Raw genomic sequence first — 25,631 nt, forward strand, 5'->3', positions numbered from 1 at the left:
ATAAGGCCTCCCATAAAGAGGCCCTATGCTATGCTCATGAAGACAATTTATCTTCTTTTGAAAGAAAAACCTCTGGATATCCATAGCTGCCATGCTCACTGACATCAAGGCCCATAATTTCTTCTTCCTCAGATACACGCAAGCCATTCATAACCTTCTTCGCTATGAGCAGTATGACAAATGATACGGCAAATGCATAGATGGCAGATACAGCCACACCCATGAATTGGACTCCCAGCTGCGTGAAGCCTCCGCCGTAGAATAATCCCGGCTGGCCGACTGTTGCCAATTCAGGGGTGGCGAAGAATCCGGTTGACAATGTGCCCCACACTCCTGCCGCTCCATGGACAGAAAGGGCATATATCGGATCATCAATTCTCAGTTTCTCGAAGAATCGGACACTATAGAAGACGAGTACTCCGGCAACAAATCCAATGATGACAGCTGCCCAAGTGTCAACGAAGGCACAGGATGCTGTTATGGCAACAAGGCCTGCCAGGGCGCCATTCAGCATTGTCGTGATATCCGACTTGCCAAGAACCACCCATGAGATAAGGAGTGCCGCGACCGCTCCTGCACCTGCCGCAAGATTGGTATTCAGGGCAACAAAGCCAAAGAATGCTCCATCTACAGAGACCGTGCTTCCTGCATTGAAGCCGAACCAGCCGATCCAGAGAATCAATACTCCCAGGGCTGTGAAAACCTGGTTATGTCCGTAAATATTATTGGCAGAGCCATCTTTATTATATTTGCCGATCCTCGGTTTAAGTAGGAGGGTCGCTGCCAGTGCCGCCATCGCCCCTGTCAGGTGAACGACAGTGGAGCCGGCAAAGTCCTGCTTCCCATGTTCAGCCAGCCATCCACCGCCCCAGATCCAATGGGCAACCACCGGATAGACAAGCGCTGAAAACAGTACCGTAAATATCAGATAGATTGAAAGCTTTGCCCTTTCTGCGAAGCCGCCGAGGGCAATCGTGATGGAGATGCCTGCAAAAGCAAGCTGGAAGAGGAAAAACACTGATGAGGAAAGACTCATTCCTTCAATTTCATATCCAGAATAAAAGAAGTGCGATAACCCTGTAAAGAAATTGCTATTGTCCCCAAAAATGAACCCAAAGCCGACAGCCCAAAAAACGAGTGAAGCAAGCCCGAAGGTAAAAATGGTTTTCCCGGCTATATGGCCGGCGTTTTTCATTCTTGTAGACCCGGCCTCCAGCATAATGAACCCTCCAAGCATGAAAATGACCAGGACTGCACTAACCATGACCCATAAGCTGTTCATCAAAAAAGTTGTATCCACTTTCTCTCCCCCTAAAAAATAATTTGCGCTTATCACCTAACATATTAATGTTAGATAATATAACATTTGGTTTCTTACCCTTATTTTATCTAATTTAAAACGAGTGTCAATGAGTATTTTAAAATTTCTGATAACTTAATGTTAAATAACCTAACATGTAAACGCTGTCTTCCTTGATATCGAAGGGTTTGATTTTTTAAAAGAAAGTTTTTGAAAATTTCAGGTCCAAGCCAGGACTCTAGGGGCCGCTTAATCCCTCATTTCATTTACAAAAAATCTGGGTTAGACATAGCTGTTGATATTAGGTTCGTTCAGCCGGATATTCAGCTGGCCAAAAAAAGAAGAGAGCATCAGCCCTCCTCCTAAAATTACTCATTTTGTTTCCTCTGCTCTTTTATTTGTTCCTGCGGAAGCTGGGTATTCCTCTCCAGCTCCTTCGTTTCCTGGCCCATCCCTTTCAGGAAGGTCAGCAGCAGGGTGACGGCCCTGTTGATTTCCGGATCTTTCAAAGATTTAGCCAGATCGAAAAAGCTTGTCTTTTCCTCTGCATCTCCTGCTTCCGCCACCCTGGCAATTCCCGAGTCGATTTTAAGCAGGAACGGCTCCAGCTGTTTGACATTGATCATGCCCAGAGTCCCGGCCATCAGAAGCAAATTTTTCAGTGTGTTCGAGGTTTCCGGTTTGTCGGCCGCCCTGACGAGGATGTCGAGGACTTTGTCTCCCTGGCCAAACAGACTGCTGAGCAGGGAAAGCACCCCCCGGTCATGCATATTCCTCATGACCTTGAGAGACTCCAGGATAGCTTCTTTATTATCGATCAGGGCATCTTCCACTTCCATCAGATCTTTTTTACGCTTTTCTTCCTCGCTCAATGTCTTGCGCTTGATATGCGTGATTGCTTTAGCCATGTTCTCGCTCCTTTTTCACAAGATCACCAGGGAAAATATAATCCTTCCGTGCCCACTTCTTCTGGACCTGAACGCCGATTTGCGGCTGCGGGTTTCCAAACCGGTGGTTGATCCCGGGGAGCGGATCATCGCCCTTGGCCTTCAGAATCTCCATTTTTGCCCGGATTTCTTTATAAGCAGGGGTATCTGTATCTTTGTCAGCATAGCTGCTTGTCAGGAGGTTGATGGCCGCCTCTCCCCTGTCATTCATCGGAAGATATACCTCTTTCCCTTTCACCCTGTCCGTGATATGGCATTGAACTTTGACATTCCCATATGGGGATGTCAGCCTGACAAGCGTACCGCTTTCCAGGCCGCGCTCCTCAGCAAGCTCAGGGGAAACCTCCAGGAATACTCTTGGCGTCTTTTCGCTGATCCCTTTGGAACGGTATGTCATATTGCCTTCATGGAAATGCTCAAGAAGACGCCCATTATTGATATGGAGATCATACTCTTCCTCAAACTCCAGCGGCTTTGTCCAATCCACCGGCACGAGCCTGGCCCTGCCATCTTCAAATGGGAACCTGTCTGTATATAAAAGCGGGGTATCCGTACCATCCTCCGCTACCGGCCACTGCAGGCTGTTATAACCTTCCAGCCTTTCATACGTCACGCCGGAATATAAAGGCATCAGCTTCGAAGCTTCTTCCATGATCTCGGATGGATGTTTGTAGTTCCAGCCTGCCCCAAGGCTGTTGGCGATTTCCATGATGATCTGCCAGTCAGGCTTTGAGTCACCAAGCGGTTCAAGGGCCTGGTACAGCCTTTGGATCCTGCGCTCGGTATTAGTGAATGTCCCTTCCTTTTCAAGGCTCGGGCTTGCCGGGAGGACGACATCGGCGAACTCCGCCGTCTTGCTGAGGAAAATATCCTGGACCACGAAGAAATCAAGCTTCTCAAACGCAGCATGCACGTGATTGATATTTGAATCAACGAGTCCCATATCTTCCCCCTTCAGGTACATTGCCTTAAGGGTGCCGGCATGAATGCCTTCGACCATTTCGTGGTTATTGAGCCCAGGCTCGCCTGGAAGCTCTGTTCCCCATGCCAGCTCATACTTCTTCCTGATCTCAGGATCAGCAACTTCCTGGTATCCCGGGAACATATTCGGCATGCTGCCGAAATCGCTCGCCCCCTGGACATTGTTATGCCCTCTAAGCGGGTAAGCCCCGGCACCTGGCTTGGCATAGTTCCCTGTGACAAGAAGGAGATTGGAAATGGCTGTACTCGCATCACTGCCGCCCATATGCTGGGTGATGCCCATTGCCCAAAGGGCGCAGACGGATTTCGCCCTGCCGATCATTTCTGCCATTTGAATCAGCTGTTCCAGCGGGATGCCCGTAACTTCGGCAGCATATTCCATCGTGTACTTTTCCAGATTTTTTGTGAATTCATCCAGCCCGTTCACTTTTTCAGCAAGGAACTTTTCATCTGCCATGCCATTGTCGATAATATACTTTGCCGCTGCTGACAGCCAGACGATATCAGTGCCTGCCTTAGGCTGCACGAACAGATCCGCCCTTTCAGCCATTTCATGTTTGCGCAGATCTGCCACAATCAGCTTCTGGCCGCTGAGCTTGTGCGATCTTTTCACCCTGGTGGACAGGACAGGATGTGATTCAGCTGTATTGGAGCCGATGATGAGGACAAGATCGGCTATCTGGATATCCCGGATGCTGCCAGCATCCCCTCCATAGCCCACCGTCCTGAACAGCCCGACGGTGGCAGGCGTCTGGCAGTACCTCGAGCAGTTATCGATATTATTGGTCCCGATTACCGCGCGTCCCAGCTTCTGCATCAGGAAGGACTCTTCATTCGTACATTTAGAGGAAGAAATGAAGCTCATGGCCTGCGCACCGTGTTCATTCTTGATTTCAGTGAAACGGCGGGCGATCAGGCTGATGGCCTCATCCCATTCTGCCTCCCTGAAAAACTCCCCCTCCCGGATCAAGGGCTTGGTCAGGCGATCCTCGCTATTGACAAAGTCCCAGCCGAACTTCCCTTTAACACAGGTGGAAATTCCGTTAGCCGGGGCTTCCACCTGCGGATCCACCTTCAGGATTTCACGGCCCTTTGTCCAGACATCAAAGCTGCAGCCCACTCCGCAATACGTGCAGACCGTTTTCGTCTTTTTAATCCTCTCATCGCGCATCGCCGCCTCCATATCCGAGATGGCGAGGATCGAGCCGTAGCCTGTTTCGACATTTTTTGTGATTTCAATCATCGGCCGAAGCGTCTGTTTGGCGATCCCTGTCAAAAATCCGGCTTCCCCTTCCATGCCCTTTTCCAGCATGGCATTGCACGGACAGACGGTTGAGCAGTGGCCGCAGGAAACACAGGAGGATTCATTGATTGGCACATCATTATCCCATATGACGCGGGGCCTTTCACGCTCCCAGTCGATTGTCAGCGTCTCTGTCACCTGCACATCCTGGCATGCTTCGACACAGCGTCCGCAAAGGATGCACTGATCCGGATCATACCGGTAGAAAGGATGGGAATCATCTGTGGGATAAGGCTTTTGCGCAAAAGGGATGCTTTGGTGGTTGATTTTCATTTCTTTGACTGTGTTATGTACTTCGCATCCGCCGTTATTATAGTCGCAGACTGTGCAGTAAAGCTCATGGTTGGTCAGTATGCGGTCCATCCCGATAACCTGTGCTTCCTTCACTTCTGCCGATACTGTATCGATGATATCCCCATCGTTGAGCTTGGTTGAACATGACCTGACAAGCTCCCCATTAACGCTGACGATGCAGGTATCGCATGTTTCAATCGGCCCTAGGCTCGGATGATAGCAGACATTCGGCACCTCCACTGATGAGTTCTGCACAAGATGAAGGATGGTTGTATTATCATCTGCCGCCACCTTCACATCGGCACCATTTAGTTTTACTTGATAAGTATCAGGCAAATCACTCATCCTTTCTCTTAATCATTTTCCTGTAACAGTCCCTGTACCCTCCTTTTTCCAAAATAAACATCAGAAGAAAAAGCGGTTTCACTTATATGTCTCAGGTCTTAGAAAGAAATCATGCGGAGGTGCATTAAAGGGGACTGGATCTTCCTGTAGAATACAAACAAGAACATTTAAATGACAAACAAAAAATAGAAAGAGGTTTCCATATGAAAAAAATCATTCTGTTATTCCTGGTTATCACCGGTCTTTACCTGGCCTTTACAAGCTTCAGCCATTTCAGCTGGCTGGGCCTGGGCGCAAACGGAAAAGAAAAAGCTTCAGCCGAACGGATAAGCCAGATTGAAGTAAATGTGTCAGGAGTAGAGACAACCATCATCCAGGAAGAACGAGATACCGTCGAAGCCGTTCTGGATGGCAAGGGTGAAGTGAACGTCAAGAAAAACGGCAGCACAATAAAGATCGATTATAAACGAAAATGGCCTCACTGGTTCGGCGGCTTTGAAAAGACAAAGCTCAGCATTTATATTCCCGAAAACTACGACAAAGATATGGACATCAATCTTGGCTCCGGAAATTTTGAGTTTGACGGCAGGAACCCGATCATGCTGCGGGAAGTCTCGCTGGATATGAGTTCAGGAGATGTTATGCTCGGAGACCTTCAAGTCCGGGAATTTGAGCTTAACGGCGCATCTGGGGAACTGTTCATATCTTCATTACATGCAGAAGAAGCAGACCTTGAAATCAGTTCAGGCAGCACCGTCATTGACAGCTTAGAAGGAAAACTTGAGGCCGGCATAGCATCAGGAGAACTCAATATCAAAATGAAGAAGCTTACAGCACCTATCGGCCTGGAAGTCAGCTCAGGCGATGTACAGCTCGATTTGCCTGATGATGCCAGCTTTACACTCGATGCCTACTACAGCAGCGGTGACATTCATGCAGATGTCCCCATGGACCAAAAAGAAGTCAAAGACAACCGCATAAGCGGAAGTAATAAGGAAGGCAAACATGAAATCAAGGTTGATGTTTCCAGCGGTGATGTCAGCATTTATTAATCTGGGAAGGGCCTCTCTTTATGAAGGAAGGCCCTTCTTTTCTCTCAAGATGGAAGGAGACAAATGATCCATCAGCTGAAGCGCATCTATGATCACATCTTTTTCCGGTGCAGCAGGAGGCGTATTCCCCTCCCGGACAAGAAGCGCCAATTCAATCACTGAATGCCATTTATCCGGCATATGTATGAGCCCATATTTCCCTGCCCCTGCTTTGGAGGTGATCCCGTTTTCCTGGAGGGTATAAAGCTGCCGCAGCAGGCCAAGTATGCTCCACTCCAGCTCTTCATAAATCATTTCTCCCGGAAGCGCCATTATTCCTTCCAGGTCAGCTTTCATTGCCTCCATTCTTTTCCTCCAGTACGACTGGCTGTTCTCCCTGATATATTCGGCCAGGTCTTCTTCCCGAATAGGGATAGAAAGATCTGATATATCTGGGCCCCTTAATCTGATTCCATGGTCTTTTAAAATTCTCCACATGACCGGGTTAAATGGTGCACCCTCTTTTAATTCCCCGCCATTATAGATATAGCGGGATTCCGCTGCAAGACTGCCAAGGTCGTCCCATATTACATAGCAGCCGTCCAGTTCTGGAGATTGATGCTTAAAAACAAGCTCTTCATGGACCCTCATGAGCTGATCTGCTTCCTCCTGATTTAAAGCACCATTTGTAACTGCAATAAAGTCAATATCGCTTTTGCCCGGCAGATAAGCTCCGAGCGCGGCAGAGCCATGGATATACAGGCCTTCCAGCCTGCCTGGCAAATAAATGTCGGCCATTTCCATATACTCTTCCATCATCAGATAGAATCCAATTCCCACTCTGCTGCCTCCTCTCGATATTTCTTACTATCTTCTACTATTCGAGCCGGACAATAAAAAACCTTCCTGGACAAGAGAAATTGCCGGCCATCCCTGCACGAAGGCCGCAGCATGCTTTTCCAGGTTAACTCATCGGCATAAAGGGAACGTACAATAAAAACGGGAAAGGAGCGAAAATCCTTGAAAAAAGCGATGATAGCTGCAGTTATTGTGCTTGCCGGCTGTTCTGACAGCAGCGGTGCCGAAGAAGAAGCCGTCTCCAAGCCAGCCGAGGAGCAGACGGCTGAGCAGATGATGATCGATGCCCCGCATATTTCCCAGAAGCCTGAGCTGATGAGGGGCTGTGAAGTGACTGCCCTTGCCATGCTCCTCCAGGATGCTGGTGTTTCTGTTGACAAAATGACCCTTTCCGAAGAAATCAAGCGGGTGCCTTTCGAGGATAACGGTGTCCGCGGCAACATCCATGAAGGATTCGTCGGCAATATGCAGACAATGGATGAACCCGGCCTTGGCGTTTATCATGAACCGGTCGCCGAACTGGCAGAAAACTATCTGCCGGGGAAAATAAAAGACATGACAGGCGAAAGCTTTGACTCTGTCCTGGAGCAGGTCGAAGACGGCCGCCCTGTCTGGGTCATTGTCACCAGCACCTTCGATAGACTTCCTGAAGGTGAATGGGAAACATGGGAGACCGAAAGCGGACCAGTCAAAATCACCTACAGCATGCATTCGGTCCTTGTCACAGGATTTGATGAACAAAACCTCTATGTTAACGACCCTCTCGACAAAAAAAACCGCAAGCTCCCGCGGGAAGAGTTCATAGCCGGCTGGGAACAGATTGGCAAACAGGCGATCACCTATGAGGAAGCGGCAGATTAACAAACGAATCATAGGCATTCCAGCTTTATGATAATAGGAAGCAGAACTCGCTCTGCCTCTTTTTCCATTGCGTCATGAGACATGCCGCTGTATTTAGGAAACTCTTCATGGCCATTATCTTTAATCGTCTGCCACACTGCAGGTTTTCTTCCGGGCCATAAAGGGAATCTGCAAACAGCCGCTTATTTTTCTACTTCTGCTGCTAAAATCCATCCGGCAGGACAACTTAATAAAGTCGTGAAAAACAAAAAAGACTGCTTCGCATGAAGCAATCTTTTTTTCGTCAATTTGCAGTCTGATCAGGATCCTGACCAGAGTTTATGACAGTTTCCATATAATTTTTTCCCCAGCTGTACATGCTGTCCAGGATTGGCATAAGCGTCCTGCCCTGTTCAGTGAGGGAATATTCGACCTTCGGCGGCACAACAGGATAAACTTCGCGGTGGACGATCCTGTCTTCCTCCAGCTCGCGCAGCTGGTTGACGAGCATCCGCTGAGTGATTCCCGGTATAAGGGCTTTGAGTTCGCCAAATCGCTTGGTGCCTTCTTTTCCCAGGTGCCATAAAATGATCATTTTCCACTTTCCGCCGATCACAGAAAGAGTCAGTTCTTTTTCACAGTTAAAGGTTTTATCCAGCATTCGGGACATCACAACCACCTCCGAAGCCTATTATAACTCATTAGTATACTTTTAGGCACTATGTAAAAATAAAGTGCGTACTTACAAATGAGAGCTGTTATCTCTATAATGACATTCATACTGTGATATTCAATAACACAGTTCATCCCAGACTATTTTGAAGGAGTGAAAAAAATGGAATTACAATTAGCGTTAGACCTGGTGAACATTCCTGAAGCAATCGAATTGGTGAAAGAAGTAGAAGAGCATATCGATGTCGTGGAAATCGGCACTCCTGTTGTCATAAATGAAGGCCTCAGAGCGGTCAAAGAAGTAAAGGAAGCATTCCCTAATCTGAAAGTGCTTGCCGACTTAAAGATCATGGATGCAGCAGGATATGAAGTCATGAAGGCATCTGAAGCTGGCGCAGACATCATCACGATCCTCGGCGCTGCTGAAGATGAGTCCATCAAAGGGGCAGTGGAAGAGGCGAAAAAGCAAGGCAAAAAAATCCTTGTGGATATGATTGCCGTCAAGGACCTCGAAGGGCGCGCAAAAGAACTGGACGAGCTTGGCGTTGACTATATTTGCGTACACACCGGCTATGACCTGCAGGCTGTTGGCCAGAACTCTTTTGAAGATCTAAAAACAATTAAAAGCGTTGTAAAAAATGCTAAAACAGCCATCGCGGGCGGAATCAAGCTTGATACCCTTCCGGAAGTGGTCAAGGCTCAGCCGGATCTGGTCATCGTTGGCGGAGGCATCACCAGCCAGGATGATAAAAAAGCAGCTGCAAGCAAAATGCAGGAAATCATCAAGCAAGGATAAGATGATGAATACGGCAGAATACCTGAAAAAGATTCTGAACGAGCTGGAACATGCGGCAGAAGCGATTGACCCGGTGGAGGCGGAAGCACTCGCCAGCCAGATACTCGAATCCGGAAAAGTTTTCACAGCCGGTGCCGGCAGGTCAGGCTTCATGGCAAAATCCTTTGCCATGAGGCTCATGCATATGGGGGTCGACGCCTATGTTATCGGCGAAACCGTCACGCCGGGCTTTGAAGAGAATGATCTGCTGATCATCGGGTCGGGCTCCGGAGAGACAAAGAGCCTTGTTTCCATGGCTGAAAAAGCCAGGTCGATCGGCGGCAAAATAGCAGCCGCAACCATTGTGCCTGACTCATCCATCGCCAGCCTTGCTGATATCACTGTCAAAATGCCGGGCGCGACAAAGGATCAGAACGAAGGCGGTCTTTCCACCATCCAGCCGATGGGATCACTGTTTGAGCAGTCCCTTCTCCTGCTTTATGATGCCATCATCCTTCGCGTCATGGAGAAAAAAGATCTTGATTCAGCCAAAATGTTTGGCAGGCATGCCAATTTGGAGTAGTATCATATCATTAAAAGGAGTGATCTTATGCAAAGTCTGAAAGGAAAAACAGCTTTAATCACAGGCGCCGGCCGCGGCATCGGCCGTGCAGCAGCAATTGCTTTCGCCAAGGAAGGCATTTCTGTCGGCCTGCTTGGAAGGACTCTTTCCAATCTTGAAAAAGCAGCGGAAGAGCTGAAAGAGTACGATGTAAAAGTATCCTTTGCTGCTGCCGATGTCCAGGACAGCGAGTCCGTCAACAAAGCCGTTGAGAAAATAACGTCTGAGCTTGGCCAGATCGATATCCTGATCAACAATGCAGGCATCGCTAAATTTGGCGGCTTCCTGGAGCTTTCCCCGCAGGAGTGGGAAGACATCATTCAGGTTAACCTGATGGGCGTCTACCATGTAACACGTGCGGTCCTGCCTGGAATGATCGAAAGAAAATCTGGCGATATCATCAATATCTCATCAACTGCCGGCCAAAAAGGCGCTCCTGTGACCAGCGCCTACAGTGCTTCCAAGTTTGCCGTCCTTGGCTTGACAGAATCACTGATGCTTGAAGTCAGAAAGCATAATATCCGGGTCAGCGCCCTGACGCCGAGCACAGTGGCGACAGATCTCGCAATTGAAACAAACCTGACTGACGGGAACCCTGAAAAAGTCATGCAGCCTGAAGATTTGGCAGAATACATGGTTGCCCAGCTGAAGCTGAATCCGCGCATCTTTATTAAAAATGCCGGAATGTGGTCGACTAATCCATAAGAAACTTAAAGAAGCAGACCGCTCTGGCCTGCTTCTTTTCTATCTCTCCTTAGTCAGCTCCACCCTTCCGACTGTAAAATAAAATGGGGACGGGAATGGGGGGCGCCTCTTCTTTTTTAAACAGTCCAGGGCGATGTTCATCCAGTTTCTTTCCCGGTGCAGCCCTGTAAAAAATACATAGAGGGTATTCCGGTCAGCTTCCGACTCCCCGTAGTGGCCTGAGGGACTGCCAATGCCGTGCTTGTACCAGTCCTCCCCCTCCTCTGCATCCAGGATACAATAAGGGTCAGATGACCAGCTGCTGCGCTTTCCGCCAGGCTCAGTTCCCTGCAAAATCCACAGGCCCTGTTTAGGAAACGGCTTTCTTCCATACAGATTGGTGCTTCGGCATACCAGCATTTCATACCCGTTCTGTCCTGAAGGGTGGACTGATGCATCATAATAGTTTTCATTCGCTCCAAACAAAGGCAAAGGGCTGCTCCATCCTGTCAGTCCATCATCACTTTCTGTGTACATGATTGTATAATGCGGATAGCCTTTTTTCCCTGTCTCCCGTCTTGTGGTTACGTACCACATCCTCCACTTTCCATCAATGAATCCCGCCTTAGGCTCGAGCACGTTCGGACTGCTGCTCGTCCCCCTTATTACCGGGAAGGGTATCCTCCTCCAGCTGCCGGCTGTCCTTTCAATAGCCCCGATAGAGTAAGGAGCATCATTGTCAAGAACCTTTTTGGAGGCTCTTCCGGTATAATATATCAATTCTTTTGTTTCACCGTTTTTTCCTTCTCCCTTCACATAGCATGGAGTATGAAAGCCGAAGTAATCCCAGCTCCCTTTCTCGGAGTTCTCAATGAGAGGCTCCGCCTTTTTCGGGTTCTGCTTATCCATGGCAAGCTCCCAATTATTGCTGCTGAGCGGATCCCCATGCGGGAGCGAGGCAGTGAATAGGTTGTTTTTGAAATTTGTCTGAAAACCGCCGATAAACATCTGCCACCGGCCGTCCACTTTGGCTACATGCGGATCCCCAAATCCAAGAACATTGGTGATTTCGCCATATCTTTCAATCTGGTCAAATAGCTTGACCGGCTTTTTCACAATATATTTCATAGAAATTTCACCGCCTCTCATTTATGCTAACGTTAATTTATGCTATATATCTTTTCACATACAAAAAAACTGCCCCTCTTGAGGGGCAGCATCCTATTATAAAATATCCATCCAGATCTTTATAGCGGTAGCAAAGATCAGGACAGCCAGGATCACTTGCAGCACTTTCGTATTGGCCTTCTTCCCGGCTTTCGCCCCAAGAGGAGAGGCCAGCAGGCTTGCAGCAACCATGATCAGGGCTGGAAGATACTCCACCTGTCCGGTCGAAATCTTAGCCGCTGTTGCACCAATGGAAGAAATGAATGTAATGGCAAGGGAAGATGCAATCGTCATCCTCGTTGGTATTTTCAGGACAACAAGCATAATCGGAACGAGCAGGAAAGCTCCGCCGGCCCCGACGATTCCTGCACCGATGCCGACGATGAAGGCAAGCGCAGCAGCAAGCCATTTATTAAAAACGACCTTATCAAGCGGAACATCATCAATCCCCTTCTTCGGAATGAACATCATGACCGCCGCAATCAATGCGAGGATGCCATACACAAGGTTGATGCCTGCCTCAGGCAGGAATTTTGATCCGTATCCGCCGATCATGCTTCCTGCAAGAATGCTGATGCCCATGTAAATGATCAGAGACTTATTTAAAAATCCTCCTTTACGGTAGGCCCATACACCGCCGATCGTAGCAAAAAACACCTGGACCGCACTGATGCCTGTCACTTCATGCGCAGTGAACGAGGCCACTCCCAAAAGAGCCGGTATATACAGCAGCATAGGATAATTGATGATGGCACCGCCTATGCCGAGCAGCCCGGAAATAAACGATCCAGCAAAACCAAGCAGGAAAATGACGATGATAAATTCAATGCTCATGGTTCTCATCCTCCCTTTTCAGGAAAATGCCTGCCGGTCTATAAAGGTACGGCAGGCTTCTTCCTGTTATTATCTAACAGCACAGCGGTTCGGACCGATTTCCATCTCACGCTGTTCTTCTTCATCAGGAGAGATTTTACCCATATTGGTTTTGCGGATTTCCTGATAGGCATTCGGCTGCGGCGGGAGATTTTCGGTGACCAGACTGCGGAATTCAGCCTCATCGCTGATATTCAAACCATGGTTTTCTGCGAATAAGGTGCCCAGCTTCTTTGAAACAGAACCATCATGATTCAGTTCATCAATGATCATGAAATGGGCGGGCAGCACGAGCAGCTCTTCCGATAGATTGCGGTATCGCTTATACAGTGTCTCACGCAGATCTCCTACCCAGTCGTCTGCTAGGCCGGCCAGATCGGGGCGCCCAATGCTGTCGATGAATAAAATATCGCCTGAAAGCAAGTATTGTCCATCAATCACGAAAGATGTTGATCCAATCGTATGGCCAGGAGAGTACAATGCATGGATATCAATAGCAGTTGTGCCGATTTCCACTGTTCTTCCACCTTCAAGGCTGCTGTAATCGAAAGTGACTTCGCCGGCATCCTTTGGCGGCAGCCAGTAGCTTGCTCCGGTCTGTTCAGCAAGCATTCTTCCTCCGGAAATATGATCAGCATGAAGGTGTGTATCGAACACATGCTTGATTGCCGCTCCTTTTTCGCCAGCAAACTCTCTGTAACCTTCTGTCATCCGGGCTGCATCAATAATGGCCGCTTCCCCGCCGGAAATCACCATATAAGAAAGGCAGCCTTTTCCAAGACGCACAAACTGGTACAGCTCTCCGCCGTCCTTCAGATCCCCAACTTTGACAGGTTCAAGATGCTCGCTCCATGCCTTCATTCCACCCTGCAGATATGAAACATCAAGCCCTTCTTCAGAAAGCATCTCAGCAACCATTACTGAAGAACCTTCCTTGGCACAGACAACCAGGATATCTTTATCTTCCGGCAGCTTTTCCATAATCTCTTCAACGCCATCTAAAAGATCGAAATATGGGACATTCAAATATTGGAAACGGTCTCCTTCAATTTTCCAATCCTCAAATGCATCATGATTGCGTACATCAAGAATAAACAGTTCTTCTTTTTGAATTACTTTTCGTGCAGCTTCTTTTGCTGTCATTGCTTTTACTGCCAATCTAATTACCCCCTGCCGTATATTTTTATTTAAAATTTTTATTGATTCATACTGGCTGATGGTCCGTTCCACTGGCTCATGCCAGGGATCACATTTTTGACATCCTTGAAGCCTTTGGAATCAAGCATCCTTGCAGCAAGATCGCTTCTGCTGCCTGTCCGGCAGACTATATAGATCTGTGCGTCACTGTCCAGTTCTCCGGCGCGTTCTTCCAGCTCCCCTAATGGGATGGAGACAGCGCCCGGAATGTGGTGGAAAGCATATTCTGCAGATTCCCTTACATCCAGCACAATGATATCGCCGTCTTCCGCCACAAGCTTCTCAAGATCACTATTACTGACAACATGAGGATGCTTTTTTTCCTGCACCTCTTCGCCGCTTGCTTTGCGGAGATAGTGCTTGAGCACGCATTCCTCTTCTACAGTTCCAAGATACTGATGGCCGGCACTCTCTGCCCAAGCCTTTAAATCTGCCTTCGAGCCTTTATCTGTAGCCAGCACCTCCAGCACTTCACCTGCATTCATGCCCGTAATCTTCTTCTTCGTTTTAACAATTGGCATAGGGCAGGCAAGCCCTTTTGCATCAAGAGTGGAATCTGTCTTAATCTGTGTCATCTTTAAACCTCCCAGGGTATATGATTTCTCAAAAAAAATTACTCTGTCTGCCCTTCCCAGGCAAGCATTCCGCCTTCCATATTAACGACCTTGAAACCATGGGATTCAAGCAGCTGGCATGCCCTTCCGCTGCGGCCGCCCGACCGGCATACAAGTACATACTCTTTGTTTTTATCAAGCTCATGCATCCGGAATTCAAGCAGTCCAAGCGGTATATTGACACTATCAGGAATACGGCTTTCTTTTACCTCATCCACTTCCCGGACGTCCACAATATTAAGAGTTCCTTTTTCCAGCTTGCCTTCAACTTCCTTAGCTGTCCATTTCTCCATAATTATTCCTCCTATATAAACAGATTTACATTGCCGTCTTCGGCATCACCGAGATATGCTGCAACACCTGCATACTCAATATTATCAAGCAGCTCTTCCTGCTGCAGTCCGAGCAGATCCATAGTCATTGTGCAGGCAACCAGTTTCACATCCTGCTCCTGGGCCATTTCGATCAGCTGCGGCAGCGGGAGTGCATTATGCTTTTTCATGACACCTTTGATCATCTTAGGCCCAAGCCCTGCGAAGTGCATCTTTGAAAGCCCCATTTTATCGGCTCCCCTTGGCATCATCCTGCCGAACATCTTTTCCATGAATCCTTTTTTCACCATAGTATTCTCATCTTTCCGAAGAGCATTCAATCCCCAGAAAGTATGGAAAATGGTAACTTCGTGGTCATACGCTGCTGCTCCGTTCGCAATGATATAGGCCGCCATCGCCTTATCATAGTCTCCGCTAAAAAGGACAATCGTTGTTCTTTTCTTTTCTGACATTCTAATCCCCCTCATCTAATATACTGTGCCGGGTATATAACCCTGCAAAAAAAATCAGCCTTTTTTAATGTAAAAAGTAAATACGCCTGCTTCTTCCTTCATATCAACCAGTTCATGCCCTGTTGATGAAGCCCATGCTGTCAGATCGCTTTTTGCTCCCTTGTCAGTCGCCAGGACCTCTAATATCTGACCTGATTCAAGCTCACCGATTGCCTTCTTTGTTTTAACGATTGGCATTGGGCAAGCCAAGCCTTTTGCATCTAATACTTTATTGCTGTTCATGAAAAATTCCTCCTTGGATAATTGTTTTTAAATACCTCATGGGGTATATGATATTTCAAAATAAAAAGGTTGTCAACCTTATCTGCTTCTTACAAGCAGATTGACTGCTTCCTTTATCATCTCTTCCGGCTCCAGAGTGCCATCTTCATCGGCATCTTTCATGCATTCCACCAGATTTGTGCTCACGATTACGCCGATTGCCCGGTCAATTGCCGACCTTGCAGCTGACAGCTGGGTAATGACATCCTTGCAATCTGCATCTTCTTCAATCATGCGCATAATGCCGCGCATCTGCCCTTCAACCCGCTTAATCCGATTCTTGGTGCCATTATTATATTCCAAAGGATGCCCTCCATTTCGTGTGTGTTTACCGCTTTATCTTGCGGCCGTGAACCAATATTATACCCTAGTAGGTATTTTGTCAACAGTCTAAATCTGAAGTCCGGTAAAACTGCAGAGCGGGTGCTTCATTGTGCTGCAAACTCCCCTGCCTCTTTATTTTCATCAGCGCTCCGCATTCATCTTTCCAGCACCGGGATGATAAAGATACCCTATTGGCTATATGTTTCTGCCTGATGGCAAAAGGGTATTTTTCTATTAAGATTTGAAAGGGGGAGGAGGCTGCATGGAACCGATAAAAATTATTCTGCTGCTGCTGATCGGCTATATTGTTTTGACCATTGATAAAAAGAAAAAGCTGTTCCCAGGTCCGCCAGTATTGGTGCTGATAGGAATCGGCCTTTCTTTTATAAGCTATTTTGCATCGCTTCATATCGGAAAGGAAATTTTGTATGATATTTTCCTGCCTTCATTATTATTCATTTCAGCATATCGCTTTCCTCCAGCCGCCCTGAAAAAAAATGCAGGCATGATTGGCTTCCTGAGTACAGCAGGCCTTTTGATCACTGCTCTGCTCCTTGGGGCTGCCATTTATTATTTTGCCAATCTTTTCATTAGCATCAGCTTCCTGGGAAGCCTGATGATTGCTGCCATCCTTACACCCACCGACCCGGTTTCGGTCATATCCATCCTTAAGGAGGCTTCCTCTGATCCAAGGGTAAGCGAAATTGTGGAAGGTGAGTCCATGATCAATGACGGGACGAGCTTTGTACTGTTCACTGTACTGACAGGGATGTTTGCCAGAGGAGAATCCTTTTCGGTTTTTTCGTTTGCAAAAGACTTTCTCTTTGTATCTCTCGGGGGTATTTTTCTTGGACTTATATGCGGCTGGATCGTCAGCAAAGCTGTCCACGTGACCGAGCGGAAAGATTACCAGGTGATGCTCAGCATCATTCTTTCGTACGGAATCTTCTATGCAGCAGAGCTTGCAGGCGTTTCGGGTGTGCTGGCCACGGTTTCTGCCGGCATCATGCTGTCATGGGAGTTCAATCACACAAATAAGGAAGACCATTACCTGGAGTCCCTCGACAGCTTCTGGGGAATAATCGAGCCGACCATTATTTCCCTTGTCTTTCTTATGATTGGAATCGAAGCAACCGGCCATCTGACCATTGATTATTGGGGCATTGCCTTTGTCATTTTTGCTATGAGCATCCTGATCCGCTTTGCTGTCATCCATGGAACTATCCTTGCTTTTCCGAAAGAAAGGAAGCTGTTCAGCTGGCGGGAATCGTCCATCATTTCATGGGCCGGCATTAAAGGAACCATGTCGGTCGTTCTTCTGCTGATTCTCGATGCAGCACAAACCACCAGAGCCGATATGATCATTTCGCTGACCTTTACCGCGGTCATTTTAAGCTTAATTATCCAAAGCTCGACCATCTATCCCCTTTCCAAAGCACTTATAAAAAAATGAAAAAGCTGCTGTGGGGCAGCTTTTTCCATTGATGAGCCTATTCTTCAGGATGAAAGCTTCTCTTCCTTGCTCCTGCCCTCAAGATCCTTCACCGTTTTGCTTGTCTCTACTTCCTTCTCATCCTTCAATGTCCCAAACAGAGCATCCACAAATGGAGTTGAGACTCCATACCAATAGTTTTCATTTTTAAAATGGTGAAGGATATGCGTTTTTTTCAGCCATATTCCAAATTTGAATTTCGGTTTGAGCGGGCGGTGGGCAACATAATGCTTCCATTCATAGATCAGCAGCATGAGCACGAGGCCGAGGCTGAATGATACCGTATCAGGCAGCGAACCAGTAAGGAAGAAAAAAATGAGGGCAAGGACCGACAAGTTCGGCAGGCTGTACCAGACCGGCAGAAAAAGCAGCTTTAAATCATTGGGATATTTGTGGTGGTCATAATGAATGCGCTTTAAAAAGGTCAGAAACAGAGCATTCTTTGGCGGATTAAGATGGAACAGGAAGCGGTGTGTGAGATATTCACTGAACATAAATGTAAGCATTCCTCCTGCTGTAAAGGCAAGGAGCTGCCAGCCGGCACCGAGTACCGCTATATACCAAATGAGTCCGGCTGCAAATAGGCCTGACATGATGATGATATCTGGATGAAAAAAGAAATCCTTATAAATGCCTTTGCTTTTCAATTGCTTCACACTCCTGTCTAATATGTCCAATATATTCCCGGAGATATTAGATGTCAATATTTTCTGAATATTTATCAAGCAATAATAAAAGCCTGGATAGACTCTATCCAGACTTTTGCTCTTATTCCGCTTTACTCAGCCACTTCCACATTTCCTGCGGAGTGGCATTTTTGCCGTGCATTAAAATGCCAACCTTAAATATTTTCCCGGCCGCCTTCATCAGTAAAGCAATACTGGCCAGGAGGATGATTGCTGAAAGAAGGATCTCTCCCCATGGCCATTCTTCCATGACGGAAAGCCTCATGATCCATACCCCCGGGGCTGTGAATGGGATAAAAGAGCCCGCGATTGCCATCACTCCTTCAGGATCGGAAAAGACCGGCTTGATTAACAAAAGCGGTGCAAAAGGAAGCATCAGTATAAAGCCCTGAAAATTGCTGGCAGAGTTTACATCCTCCACGGTTGCACCCATCCCTGCAAAAACTGCGGCAAACAGCAGATAGCCAAGGATCGCAAACAGCATAAGGACCAACGTTTCCGGGGCTGCGAGATACTGGATCAGCGGGACATCGAGCCTCCATGATGCAGCCGGGATGACGAACAGAAGCCAGACGGCCACCTGGATGATGCCAAGGGTAAAATAACCGATGATTTTCCCCTGCATCAGTTCACCGGATGTCAGAGAAGACAGCATAATTTCAGCTATTTTATCTTTCTTTTCCTGTGACGCACTCTGGAAGATCATCATTCCCGAGATTACAACCGAAAACAGGACAACACCCGCAGTGATTCCCGGGATCAGCTGTTCATACATATCCTCTCCAGCACCCGTCTCCTTCGCATCAACCTCTGCAAAACTGATATCCTGTGAGACTGCTGCCAGCTCCTCTTCATCAAGCGCCAGCTGGCTCAGCTGAAAGGCGCGCAAGGGCTGCTCCAGCAGCATCGCCTGCTGCTGCAGAACATCATCCGGTACTCCTTCACTCATATAGATCGGGAAACGTCCAGCATCAAGTCTGTTCTCTGTCAGCGGAATAAAGACCGTATTTTCAGCAGCTTCAAGCTTATTTAATATTTCACTTTCAGAAGCATCTGTCAGCTCGACTTCCCAATCAAGCCCTGCCATGATTCCTTCTGTGCCATTCCAGATACCCAGTTCATCCTTTATTATCACATTAACCGGCTCGGGCTCGCTTTGGAAGCGGTCCATCATGGCTGGCAATATGGCAAAAAACAGGAAGCTTAGCGGAGTCAGCAAAAGCGAAATGACGAAGGATTTATTTTTCATATTCCGTTTTATCTCCCATTTGGCTACCTTTAAGCTATTGCGCAATTCTATGAACCCCTTTCTGTATAAGATGCTTTTCCGATGCAATGTCTATGAATATTTCATGCAGGGAAACACGGTCGATGGACAGCTCCTGGACAGCCAGCTCCTCAGGCAGCTGCTTCAGCCACCTGGCTGGATGAACACTGCTGTCGAGATAAAGGACTGACACATCGCCTTTCTTCTCCACCCTCTGCACATGAGGAATTTTCTCCAGCAGTGCCGCTCCATTTGCTCCCCGGATTGTGCATTTATAGTTCGCATACTCTTTTTTCACATCTTCCACGGTTCCTGCAAGGACCTTTTGCCCTTTATGAATCATAAATAGCCGGTCGCACAATTCCTCCACCATATTCATCTGATGCGAGGAAAGCAGAATGGCCGTTCCTTTATCCGCAAGCTCCCTGATTTCCTTTTTGAAAACCTCCTGGCTGACTGGATCCAGCCCGGAAAAAGGCTCATCAAGGATGAGAAGGCGGGGCTCATGAAGGACAGAGGCGATAAACTGGATTTTCTGCCCCATTCCTTTGGACAATTCCTCCAGTTTGGCCTTCTCCTTCCCTTCCATATTGAACTTGGCCAAATACTCAAGAACCCGCTTCTTTGCCTTTTTCAAGGGGTAGTCCTTTAACTCAGCCAGATAGAGGAGCATATCCATCACTTTGACATTTTTATAAAGGCCCCTTTCTTCAGGCAGGTAGCCAATCAGATGGCGGGGAATGCTTTTTCCTGAAGAATGCCCGTGAAACGTGATATCCCCTTCATCCGGCAGAATGATGCCCATGATGCTGCGGATCGAGGTGGATTTGCCGGCGCCATTCGGGCCAAGGATTGCCATAATTTCACCCTCATGCACTGAAAAAGAAATATCCTTCAGCACCTGTTTTTCTTTATACGACTTGCCGATACTTTCAACCGAGAGCACCTTCCCGCTCACATTCTCCACCCCTTTTCCTGTTTTGGCTGCTGCAGCATGATGGCCAGCACTTCCTCAAGCTCCGGCACCTCTTCCTCCAAAACGGCAATATCTACTTTTTTAAAATAATGTTCTGCTTCCAGAGCTGCCGTTGTTATGACCATCCGATTTCCCTGGCGCGATACTTCCCCAGGTATGCTGGAGACCGGCAGCTCGCTAACCCAATACTTTTTAAACTTGAGGGCCAATTCATCTTTATCAAAATGACCTGTGATTTCTCCGTCCTTCATAAAAAGGATATAATCGGCCAGTTTGCGGATATCCTCCGCCTGATGAGTCGCAATGATCATCGTCTTATCTCCCCGCTCCATCCACTTAGCAAGCAATTCCATTAAAAGATGCTTTGCAGGTATATCCATGGAGGCAGATGGTTCATCCAGAAGAAGAATCTCTGTATCCCTTGGGAGGGTCAATGCAAGGCTAAGCTTCTGCTGTACGCCTTGCGAAAGCTTGCCGTACGGCTTATCAAGCGGAACCGAAAATAGGTTCACTATCTCGTCGAACAGCTGCTTATCCCAGGAAGGATACCATCTCGAAACAAGTGAATACAGCTCATATCCGGTAAGCGTGCTGACGCCGTTCAGTGTCTGAGGCTGATACGCGATGCTCCGCTTCCATGACTCTCCCTCTGAAATCGAGTGCCCGTTTATCAGGATATCTCCCTTATCTCTTTTGGCAAGATTCATCATTAATTTTAATAGGGTGCTTTTTCCTGATGAGTTATTCCCGATTAGTGCTGTGATGGTCCCTGGCTCAAACCTTGCATCCAAAGGGCCCAGTTTAAAGCCGTCTATATTTTTTTCAAGTCCGGTGATTTCTATTGGCAGCATGCTCATTCCTCCCCGTTCTTAATTTTTTCTATCACTTTATGAAAAATTTCTTCAATTTCCTCAAGTGTGCAATCATAGCTCATGGCCGTCCGGATGCCGTTTTCCAATGCCTGGTAGACTGAATTGTGCTTAACATCCGCCTTTTCCGATTCAGCCACCTCTGCCACAAAGGTTCCCTTTCCCTGGATCGTGGTGATGAAGCCTTTATATTCAAGATCCTGATAAGCCCTTCTCGTTGTGATGACACTTACCTCAAGATCCTTCGACAGGGAGCGGATGGACGGGAGCGGCGATCCTGCCGGAAGCACCCCGCTCGCAATCAAAGCTTTTATCTGTCCCTCAATCTGGTGGTAGATGGGAACGCGGGACTCCTTGGATAATCTGATAGGAAGCTCCAAGCGGTTTCCTCCTTTCTATGACAGATAGTCGATTGTTGCCATTTTCTTCAGCATGTATTTTTTATAAAAGAGCGTGCAGGCCACTGCAGCTGCTATCGCAAGCAGAGACGTTAATAGCGGCCATTTTCCCGCGGCCATAATCGTCCAGCCGACAAGGCCGCTGCTGTAGGTATTGAAAAGGATGACAGCTGCAATTCCTCCGCCATACAGCATAATGCTGTAAATGACCATGCGGGCGCGCTTGATAGTATCGCCAGCTTCCATTGCCGGGAAAGACAGTCCAAAGAAAATGCTGAAAGCAAGCCATATAAGCGAAAATGCAGTAAATCCGCCGATTCCCAGCTCACTGTTCAGACTTGGACTAAAGCTGTACAGCAGAATCATGAAAATCAGCTGCGCTGGGATAACGGTCAGAAAATAAGTCAAAAAACGGCTTTTCACCAAAATCTCCTTCCCGATCGGCAGCTGGCTCAGCGTCATGAAATATGGGGAGGCCCATACGTCGGCTTGCACTTTTTGAGCCTGGAAGTCCTTTGTCCTCGACCAGGCCGCCGAAAAACCGAATAAAATCATAAACATAAAATCCACAATGGCAGTTTTGCCAATACCGAGCGAAAAAGCTAAAACGGTTACCCCTAGAAACAGGACAGTATTGAGTATGAGCTGTATAAACCCTCTTGCCGATTTGCCCAATTCGAGTTTAACGAGCCACATCGCTTCTTTCCATTCGTTCAATTTTGATTCCTCCCACTGTTATAGTGTTTATATCTATATACACAGTATATAGGGACCTTATTGTTTTTGCCAGTATTTTTGTAAAATAATCCAAATCATTAGCAGCCATAAAGAAACACCGCTCTGCAAAGCAGGACGGTGTTCAAGACGCTAACAGCTTTTATTCATTTGTTCCCCTTCTGAATGGCCACCAGTTTGCCTGGCCGAAGTTCTTCACCATGACCGGGATGAACAGCGGCAGGATGATAAACGCATACAGCAGGAGTCCGACCAGGATGATCGAGGCAATCTGCAGCAGTGACAGCATGCCGGATGGCATCATCGCCGCAAATGTACCGCCAAGGATGACAACAGCCGAGATGATGACAGTTCCCATCTTCTTCATCGCCATCAGCATCGCATCTGCTACTGAAAGGTCTTTGTATTCATTGAAGCGGTCCATGAGGAAGATGCTGTAATCCACCCCAAGCGCGACAAGAATGACGAATCCGAAGAACGGCACGGCCCAGCTGATGCCTGTATAGCCGAGGATATCAACGAAGATCACTTCGTTCATCGCCATGGACGTATAATACGTCAGGATCAATGACCCGATAATATAGACTGGCATAATGATAGAACGGAATAAGAACACAAGAATGATAGAAATGCCGACGAGCATCAGCACAACTGTGCGAGAATAATCCTTGCCTGACATCTCATCAAGATCCGCGTTCGTGCTTGTAATTCCTCCTAATGCCAAATTAGCATTTTCAAGCTTTGTATCCTTTGTCGCCCTCTTCACAGCTTCCTTAATTTCAGGAACTTGATTGATGGCTTCATTTGAATACGGATTTGCTTCAAAAATAACATCCAGTGTCATGACTTTGCGGTCTTTTGACATATACGCATCTACCGCCTGGTCGAAATCATCGCTTTCCAGGACTTCTTCCGGCAGATAGAAAGCATTCAGTGAATCTGACTCTGACAGTCCGGACAGATAGTCCTGTGCGGAACCCAGTCCGTCTGATACCTGATTCAGCCCATCCACACTCTGATTGAGGCCGTCTGTCAGCTCGCCCAGCTGGCCGCCGAGGCTGCCGAAGCCATCCATAAGCTGCTTCTGTCCGTCATTAACGCCTGCAAGTCCGTTTGACAGCTGCGGGAATCCATTGACAATCTGGCCCTGGCCGTCAGCCAGCTGTTGAAGTCCGGCTTGCTGCTGTTCGATGCCGGCGATGATGTTTTGAAGTCCGCCGGCCAAATTCTGCTGGCCTCCGATTGCCTGGCCGAAACCTTTGTTGGCTGTGTCAAGTCCGGTCCTGACATCCGCAAGACCGCCATTCAGCTGTGCCAGGCCTTCTGCCAGTGGTTTAATATTTGCCTGTACATTCTGCACAGTTCCCTTGATTTTTTTGTAAGAAGTGTTGTCAGCTATTCCCTGATAATTGTCTTCCAGTACAGCAAAATCATCTGCTTTAATGCCTGCAAGGGCTTCTGAAAGACCATTCAAACCTGAACCGATATCATTATATTTAGCTTGCAGACCGCTTACCCCGTCTGCTGCTTTCTGATATCCTCCGAGTAATGTATTATAATTTGCAAGAAGCTCTTCCGCCCCAGCCTTTGTCTCCTCCAGCCCTTTTTTCAGCTCAGTGGATCCGGCTGTTCCCTGGCGGAGACCATCTTCAATTTTAGCCAGATTGTTTTCAATTTCTGAAAGGCCATTCTGGATTTCGCCTGTTCCTGATATCAAAGTTCCGATGCCAGAAACAGCCTGATCAAGCTCCGGCTCTGATTTGGAAAGCTCGCTTCCTGCTTCCTGAAGCCCGTCGCTGATCTGGTCAAGTCCGTCTTTTCCTTCGCCAAGGCCATCTTCAAGGCTTTCGGCCTGCTTGGAGACGAAGAAATCTTCGATCGGCTCACCTGTCGGCCTTGTTACAGACCGGACAGTGTCGACCAGGTCCACTTTTTCCAGCTCCTGGCTGATTTTTTCTGCGAGGGCGATGTATTCGGCAGAATCCATCCGCTCATCATTCTGAAGCACAATTTGTGTCGGCATTGATTCACCAGGGCCAAAGCTGCCGCTGATCGCATCAAATGCTTTGATGGAAGGCACATCTCCGCTGATTTCCTCAAGTGAGTTGTAGGAGAGATCTCCGTCATACACCACAAGGAACGGCACGCAGACTGCTGCAACAATCAATAGTGCGATGAATGGGCGGGCAAGCGAGAAGCGGCCGACTGTTCCCCAAAGCTTGCTCTCCCCATGTTCTGCCGTACTTTTCGACGGCCAGAAGATCTTTTGGCCCAATACAGCCATAAAGAATGGGACAACCGTGAACAGGGCAATCAGCAGGAGCGCCACCCCGACGGCAACAGCCGATGCTGACTGATACAGCTTAAACTGGGAAAATCCGATGGCTGCAAAGCCGATCATGACAGCCAAGCCGCTGAAAAGTACGGTGCGGCCGGCATTCTTGTAAGTGGCAACAATGGCATCTGCCGTTGTTTCGCTGTGAGCCATTTCTTCTTTAAAACGGCTCAGCAGCAGGATGCAATAATCAGTCCCGATGCCGAACAGTACCGCCACCAGGAAGATTTGCGTATAGTTGGAAATCGGGAAATCCACCTTATCCACCAGGATCGATACAATCGATTGTGAAGCCAGATAAGAAAATCCAACCGTCAGCAGCGGGATGACCGGCGCTACGATAGACCGGAATACCAGGAACAAGACAACGAGGATGAACACAACCGTGATCCCCTCTGTTTTCTTCAGGCCTTCCTCCGAGCTGGTGGTCAGATCTTCATTGATCATCCAGTTGCTCGTATAATAATGGTCAACATCAGCATCTTCGATCGTTTCATATAAGGCGTCACTCAGTTCGCCTGCTTCACGGTCATTCCAGCTGATGCTCAATGACGCAAGGATCGATTTTCCGTCTTCTGAAACAAGCTGGTCTTTCAGGTTTTCTTCAGTAAAATGGGAAAGGATTTGAGTGATCCCCAACTCCTCTTTATTTGCTTCCAGCTCATTGATGGCTTTCTCAGCTTCTTTGATCTGATCTGCCGACAGCTTTTTATCATCATGGAAAACAAGGGCGACAGAGGTTTCATCGCCCCCGCCTTCCTGCTTCTGCACTTCGTCCATGATCTGGCCGGCCAGCTTGGAGGAATATTCCTCCGGCACATCCACCTGTCCTTTTTCACGGACAAGATCAGCCATATTAGGGGCCAGGAAAAACAATCCGGCAATGACTGCAATCCATGCAATAATGACAAACCACTTTCTCTTGATTATTGTATACACGC

26 protein-coding genes are annotated in these 25,631 nt (G+C 47.7%); 6 read left to right on the plus strand and 20 right to left on the minus strand.

The window, feature by feature from the left end:
• Window positions 1-34: 34 nt before the first annotated feature.
• The 3 genes from AC4E8B_RS20665 to fdhF form a co-directional block, all read right to left on the minus strand.
• The gene (locus AC4E8B_RS20665) at window positions 35-1,300 is read right to left on the minus strand and encodes an ammonium transporter (protein WP_490215272.1); all 1,266 of its coding nucleotides are present in this window, start codon (window positions 1,298-1,300) and stop codon (window positions 35-37) included.
• Between the two features lie 368 nt (window positions 1,301-1,668).
• Window positions 1,669-2,208 (minus strand): helical membrane plugin domain-containing protein, encoded by a 540-nt coding sequence (locus AC4E8B_RS20670; RefSeq protein WP_490215273.1) that lies wholly within the window; start codon window positions 2,206-2,208, stop codon window positions 1,669-1,671.
• Window positions 2,201-5,170: a formate dehydrogenase subunit alpha gene (fdhF, locus tag AC4E8B_RS20675; protein WP_490215274.1), complete on the minus strand. Its 2,970-nt coding sequence runs from the start codon at window positions 5,168-5,170 to the stop codon at window positions 2,201-2,203. The genes AC4E8B_RS20670 and fdhF overlap by 8 nt, the downstream gene beginning before the upstream one ends.
• Before the next feature lie 203 nt (window positions 5,171-5,373).
• Here fdhF and liaG point away from each other — a divergent pair, with 203 nt between their 5' ends.
• Entirely contained in the window at window positions 5,374-6,222 is an 849-nt protein-coding gene (gene liaG, locus AC4E8B_RS20680; protein ID WP_490215275.1) for a LiaG family protein, read from the plus strand.
• An 18-nt stretch (window positions 6,223-6,240) separates the two neighbouring features.
• Here liaG and AC4E8B_RS20685 read toward each other — a convergent pair whose 3' ends face one another.
• The gene (locus tag AC4E8B_RS20685; RefSeq protein WP_490215276.1) at window positions 6,241-7,041 is read right to left on the minus strand and encodes an aminoglycoside adenylyltransferase domain-containing protein; all 801 of its coding nucleotides are present in this window, start codon (window positions 7,039-7,041) and stop codon (window positions 6,241-6,243) included.
• 180 nt (window positions 7,042-7,221) lie between these two features.
• Between AC4E8B_RS20685 and AC4E8B_RS20690 the strand changes: the two genes are divergently transcribed.
• Window positions 7,222-7,920 (plus strand): C39 family peptidase, encoded by a 699-nt coding sequence (locus AC4E8B_RS20690; protein ID WP_490215278.1) that lies wholly within the window; start codon window positions 7,222-7,224, stop codon window positions 7,918-7,920.
• Window positions 7,921-8,203: 283 nt separating this feature from the next.
• Here AC4E8B_RS20690 and hxlR read toward each other — a convergent pair whose 3' ends face one another.
• Window positions 8,204-8,569 (minus strand): transcriptional activator HxlR, encoded by a 366-nt coding sequence (gene hxlR, locus AC4E8B_RS20695; protein ID WP_490215280.1) that lies wholly within the window; start codon window positions 8,567-8,569, stop codon window positions 8,204-8,206.
• Window positions 8,570-8,734: 165 nt separating this feature from the next.
• Here hxlR and hxlA point away from each other — a divergent pair, with 165 nt between their 5' ends.
• Genes hxlA through AC4E8B_RS20710 form a run of 3 tightly spaced genes read left to right on the plus strand, consistent with a single transcriptional unit; the run spans window position 8,735 to window position 10,673 of the window.
• Complete coding sequence (gene hxlA / locus AC4E8B_RS20700; RefSeq protein ID WP_490215281.1) at window positions 8,735-9,367, plus strand: 3-hexulose-6-phosphate synthase; 633 nt, start codon at window positions 8,735-8,737, stop codon at window positions 9,365-9,367.
• 4 nt (window positions 9,368-9,371) lie between these two features.
• Entirely contained in the window at window positions 9,372-9,929 is a 558-nt protein-coding gene (gene hxlB, locus AC4E8B_RS20705; protein ID WP_490219813.1) for a 6-phospho-3-hexuloisomerase, read from the plus strand.
• A gap of 27 nt (window positions 9,930-9,956) precedes the next feature.
• On the plus strand, window positions 9,957-10,673 hold the full coding sequence (locus tag AC4E8B_RS20710; RefSeq protein WP_490215282.1) for a 3-ketoacyl-ACP reductase: 717 nt from the start codon (window positions 9,957-9,959) through the stop codon (window positions 10,671-10,673).
• 39 nt (window positions 10,674-10,712) lie between these two features.
• Here the strand turns inward: AC4E8B_RS20710 and AC4E8B_RS20715 are convergent, their stop codons facing one another.
• From AC4E8B_RS20715 to AC4E8B_RS20750, 8 genes are all read right to left on the minus strand, one after another.
• Window positions 10,713-11,780 carry a hypothetical protein gene (locus AC4E8B_RS20715; RefSeq protein WP_490215283.1) on the minus strand — a complete coding sequence of 356 codons (1,068 nt, stop codon included), beginning with the start codon at window positions 11,778-11,780 and terminating at the stop codon, window positions 10,713-10,715.
• Between the two features lie 96 nt (window positions 11,781-11,876).
• The gene (locus AC4E8B_RS20720) at window positions 11,877-12,653 is read right to left on the minus strand and encodes a sulfite exporter TauE/SafE family protein (RefSeq protein ID WP_490215284.1); all 777 of its coding nucleotides are present in this window, start codon (window positions 12,651-12,653) and stop codon (window positions 11,877-11,879) included.
• A 69-nt stretch (window positions 12,654-12,722) separates the two neighbouring features.
• Entirely contained in the window at window positions 12,723-13,835 is a 1,113-nt protein-coding gene (locus AC4E8B_RS20725) for an MBL fold metallo-hydrolase (RefSeq protein WP_490219814.1), read from the minus strand.
• Between the two features lie 53 nt (window positions 13,836-13,888).
• Complete coding sequence (locus AC4E8B_RS20730) at window positions 13,889-14,464, minus strand: sulfurtransferase TusA family protein (RefSeq protein ID WP_490215285.1); 576 nt, start codon at window positions 14,462-14,464, stop codon at window positions 13,889-13,891.
• Window positions 14,465-14,502: 38 nt separating this feature from the next.
• A complete protein-coding gene (locus AC4E8B_RS20735) occupies window positions 14,503-14,796 on the minus strand; it encodes a rhodanese-like domain-containing protein (RefSeq protein WP_490215286.1) in 294 nt (97 codons plus the stop codon).
• An 11-nt stretch (window positions 14,797-14,807) separates the two neighbouring features.
• Complete coding sequence (locus AC4E8B_RS20740; protein ID WP_009793111.1) at window positions 14,808-15,287, minus strand: DsrE/DsrF/DrsH-like family protein; 480 nt, start codon at window positions 15,285-15,287, stop codon at window positions 14,808-14,810.
• Between the two features lie 54 nt (window positions 15,288-15,341).
• Entirely contained in the window at window positions 15,342-15,569 is a 228-nt protein-coding gene (locus tag AC4E8B_RS20745; RefSeq protein ID WP_257992333.1) for a sulfurtransferase TusA family protein, read from the minus strand.
• A 78-nt stretch (window positions 15,570-15,647) separates the two neighbouring features.
• Window positions 15,648-15,911 carry a metal-sensitive transcriptional regulator gene (locus AC4E8B_RS20750; RefSeq protein WP_148973998.1) on the minus strand — a complete coding sequence of 88 codons (264 nt, stop codon included), beginning with the start codon at window positions 15,909-15,911 and terminating at the stop codon, window positions 15,648-15,650.
• 283 nt (window positions 15,912-16,194) lie between these two features.
• Between AC4E8B_RS20750 and AC4E8B_RS20755 the strand changes: the two genes are divergently transcribed.
• Window positions 16,195-17,385 (plus strand): cation:proton antiporter, encoded by a 1,191-nt coding sequence (locus AC4E8B_RS20755; protein ID WP_490215288.1) that lies wholly within the window; start codon window positions 16,195-16,197, stop codon window positions 17,383-17,385.
• 44 nt (window positions 17,386-17,429) lie between these two features.
• Here AC4E8B_RS20755 and AC4E8B_RS20760 read toward each other — a convergent pair whose 3' ends face one another.
• The 7 genes from AC4E8B_RS20760 to AC4E8B_RS20790 form a co-directional block, all read right to left on the minus strand.
• On the minus strand, window positions 17,430-18,017 hold the full coding sequence (locus AC4E8B_RS20760; protein ID WP_490219816.1) for a sterol desaturase family protein: 588 nt from the start codon (window positions 18,015-18,017) through the stop codon (window positions 17,430-17,432).
• Between the two features lie 175 nt (window positions 18,018-18,192).
• Window positions 18,193-19,359 carry an ABC transporter permease gene (locus AC4E8B_RS20765; RefSeq protein ID WP_490215290.1) on the minus strand — a complete coding sequence of 389 codons (1,167 nt, stop codon included), beginning with the start codon at window positions 19,357-19,359 and terminating at the stop codon, window positions 18,193-18,195.
• 34 nt (window positions 19,360-19,393) lie between these two features.
• Window positions 19,394-20,335: an ABC transporter ATP-binding protein gene (locus tag AC4E8B_RS20770; RefSeq protein WP_490215291.1), complete on the minus strand. Its 942-nt coding sequence runs from the start codon at window positions 20,333-20,335 to the stop codon at window positions 19,394-19,396.
• The gene (locus tag AC4E8B_RS20775; protein ID WP_490215292.1) at window positions 20,332-21,204 is read right to left on the minus strand and encodes an ATP-binding cassette domain-containing protein; all 873 of its coding nucleotides are present in this window, start codon (window positions 21,202-21,204) and stop codon (window positions 20,332-20,334) included. Before AC4E8B_RS20775 ends, AC4E8B_RS20770 begins: the two co-directional genes overlap by 4 nt.
• A gap of 2 nt (window positions 21,205-21,206) precedes the next feature.
• Entirely contained in the window at window positions 21,207-21,602 is a 396-nt protein-coding gene (locus tag AC4E8B_RS20780; protein WP_129613376.1) for a GntR family transcriptional regulator, read from the minus strand.
• Window positions 21,603-21,617: 15 nt separating this feature from the next.
• Entirely contained in the window at window positions 21,618-22,337 is a 720-nt protein-coding gene (locus tag AC4E8B_RS20785; RefSeq protein WP_490215295.1) for a hypothetical protein, read from the minus strand.
• Between the two features lie 160 nt (window positions 22,338-22,497).
• The gene (locus AC4E8B_RS20790) at window positions 22,498-25,629 is read right to left on the minus strand and encodes an MMPL family transporter (RefSeq protein WP_490215296.1); all 3,132 of its coding nucleotides are present in this window, start codon (window positions 25,627-25,629) and stop codon (window positions 22,498-22,500) included.
• Between the last annotated feature and the right edge of the window lie 2 nt (window positions 25,630-25,631).

Source organism: Bacillus sp. SRL543 (assembly GCF_984799205.1).

Excerpts from the sequence above, each read along its gene's own strand:
- AC4E8B_RS20670 (WP_490215273.1), bottom strand. The coding sequence starts at position 2,208 with ATGGCTAAAGCAATCACGCATATCAAGCGCAAGACATTGAGCGAGGAA.
- fdhF (WP_490215274.1), bottom strand. The coding sequence starts at position 5,170 with ATGAGTGATTTGCCTGATACTTATCAAGTAAAACTAAATGGTGCCGAT.
- liaG (WP_490215275.1), top strand. The coding sequence starts at position 5,374 with ATGAAAAAAATCATTCTGTTATTCCTGGTTATCACCGGTCTTTACCTG.
- hxlR (WP_490215280.1), bottom strand. The coding sequence starts at position 8,569 with ATGTCCCGAATGCTGGATAAAACCTTTAACTGTGAAAAAGAACTGACT.
- hxlA (WP_490215281.1), top strand. The coding sequence starts at position 8,735 with ATGGAATTACAATTAGCGTTAGACCTGGTGAACATTCCTGAAGCAATC.
- hxlB (WP_490219813.1), top strand. The coding sequence starts at position 9,372 with ATGAATACGGCAGAATACCTGAAAAAGATTCTGAACGAGCTGGAACAT.
- AC4E8B_RS20710 (WP_490215282.1), top strand. The coding sequence starts at position 9,957 with ATGCAAAGTCTGAAAGGAAAAACAGCTTTAATCACAGGCGCCGGCCGC.
- AC4E8B_RS20715 (WP_490215283.1), bottom strand. The coding sequence starts at position 11,780 with ATGAAATATATTGTGAAAAAGCCGGTCAAGCTATTTGACCAGATTGAA.
- AC4E8B_RS20720 (WP_490215284.1), bottom strand. The coding sequence starts at position 12,653 with ATGAGCATTGAATTTATCATCGTCATTTTCCTGCTTGGTTTTGCTGGA.
- AC4E8B_RS20725 (WP_490219814.1), bottom strand. The coding sequence starts at position 13,835 with ATGACAGCAAAAGAAGCTGCACGAAAAGTAATTCAAAAAGAAGAACTG.
- AC4E8B_RS20730 (WP_490215285.1), bottom strand. The coding sequence starts at position 14,464 with ATGACACAGATTAAGACAGATTCCACTCTTGATGCAAAAGGGCTTGCC.
- AC4E8B_RS20735 (WP_490215286.1), bottom strand. The coding sequence starts at position 14,796 with ATGGAGAAATGGACAGCTAAGGAAGTTGAAGGCAAGCTGGAAAAAGGA.
- AC4E8B_RS20740 (WP_009793111.1), bottom strand. The coding sequence starts at position 15,287 with ATGTCAGAAAAGAAAAGAACAACGATTGTCCTTTTTAGCGGAGACTAT.
- AC4E8B_RS20745 (WP_257992333.1), bottom strand. The coding sequence starts at position 15,569 with ATGAACAGCAATAAAGTATTAGATGCAAAAGGCTTGGCTTGCCCAATG.
- AC4E8B_RS20755 (WP_490215288.1), top strand. The coding sequence starts at position 16,195 with ATGGAACCGATAAAAATTATTCTGCTGCTGCTGATCGGCTATATTGTT.
- AC4E8B_RS20760 (WP_490219816.1), bottom strand. The coding sequence starts at position 18,017 with ATGTCAGGCCTATTTGCAGCCGGACTCATTTGGTATATAGCGGTACTC.
- AC4E8B_RS20765 (WP_490215290.1), bottom strand. The coding sequence starts at position 19,359 with ATGAAAAATAAATCCTTCGTCATTTCGCTTTTGCTGACTCCGCTAAGC.
- AC4E8B_RS20775 (WP_490215292.1), bottom strand. The coding sequence starts at position 21,204 with ATGCTGCCAATAGAAATCACCGGACTTGAAAAAAATATAGACGGCTTT.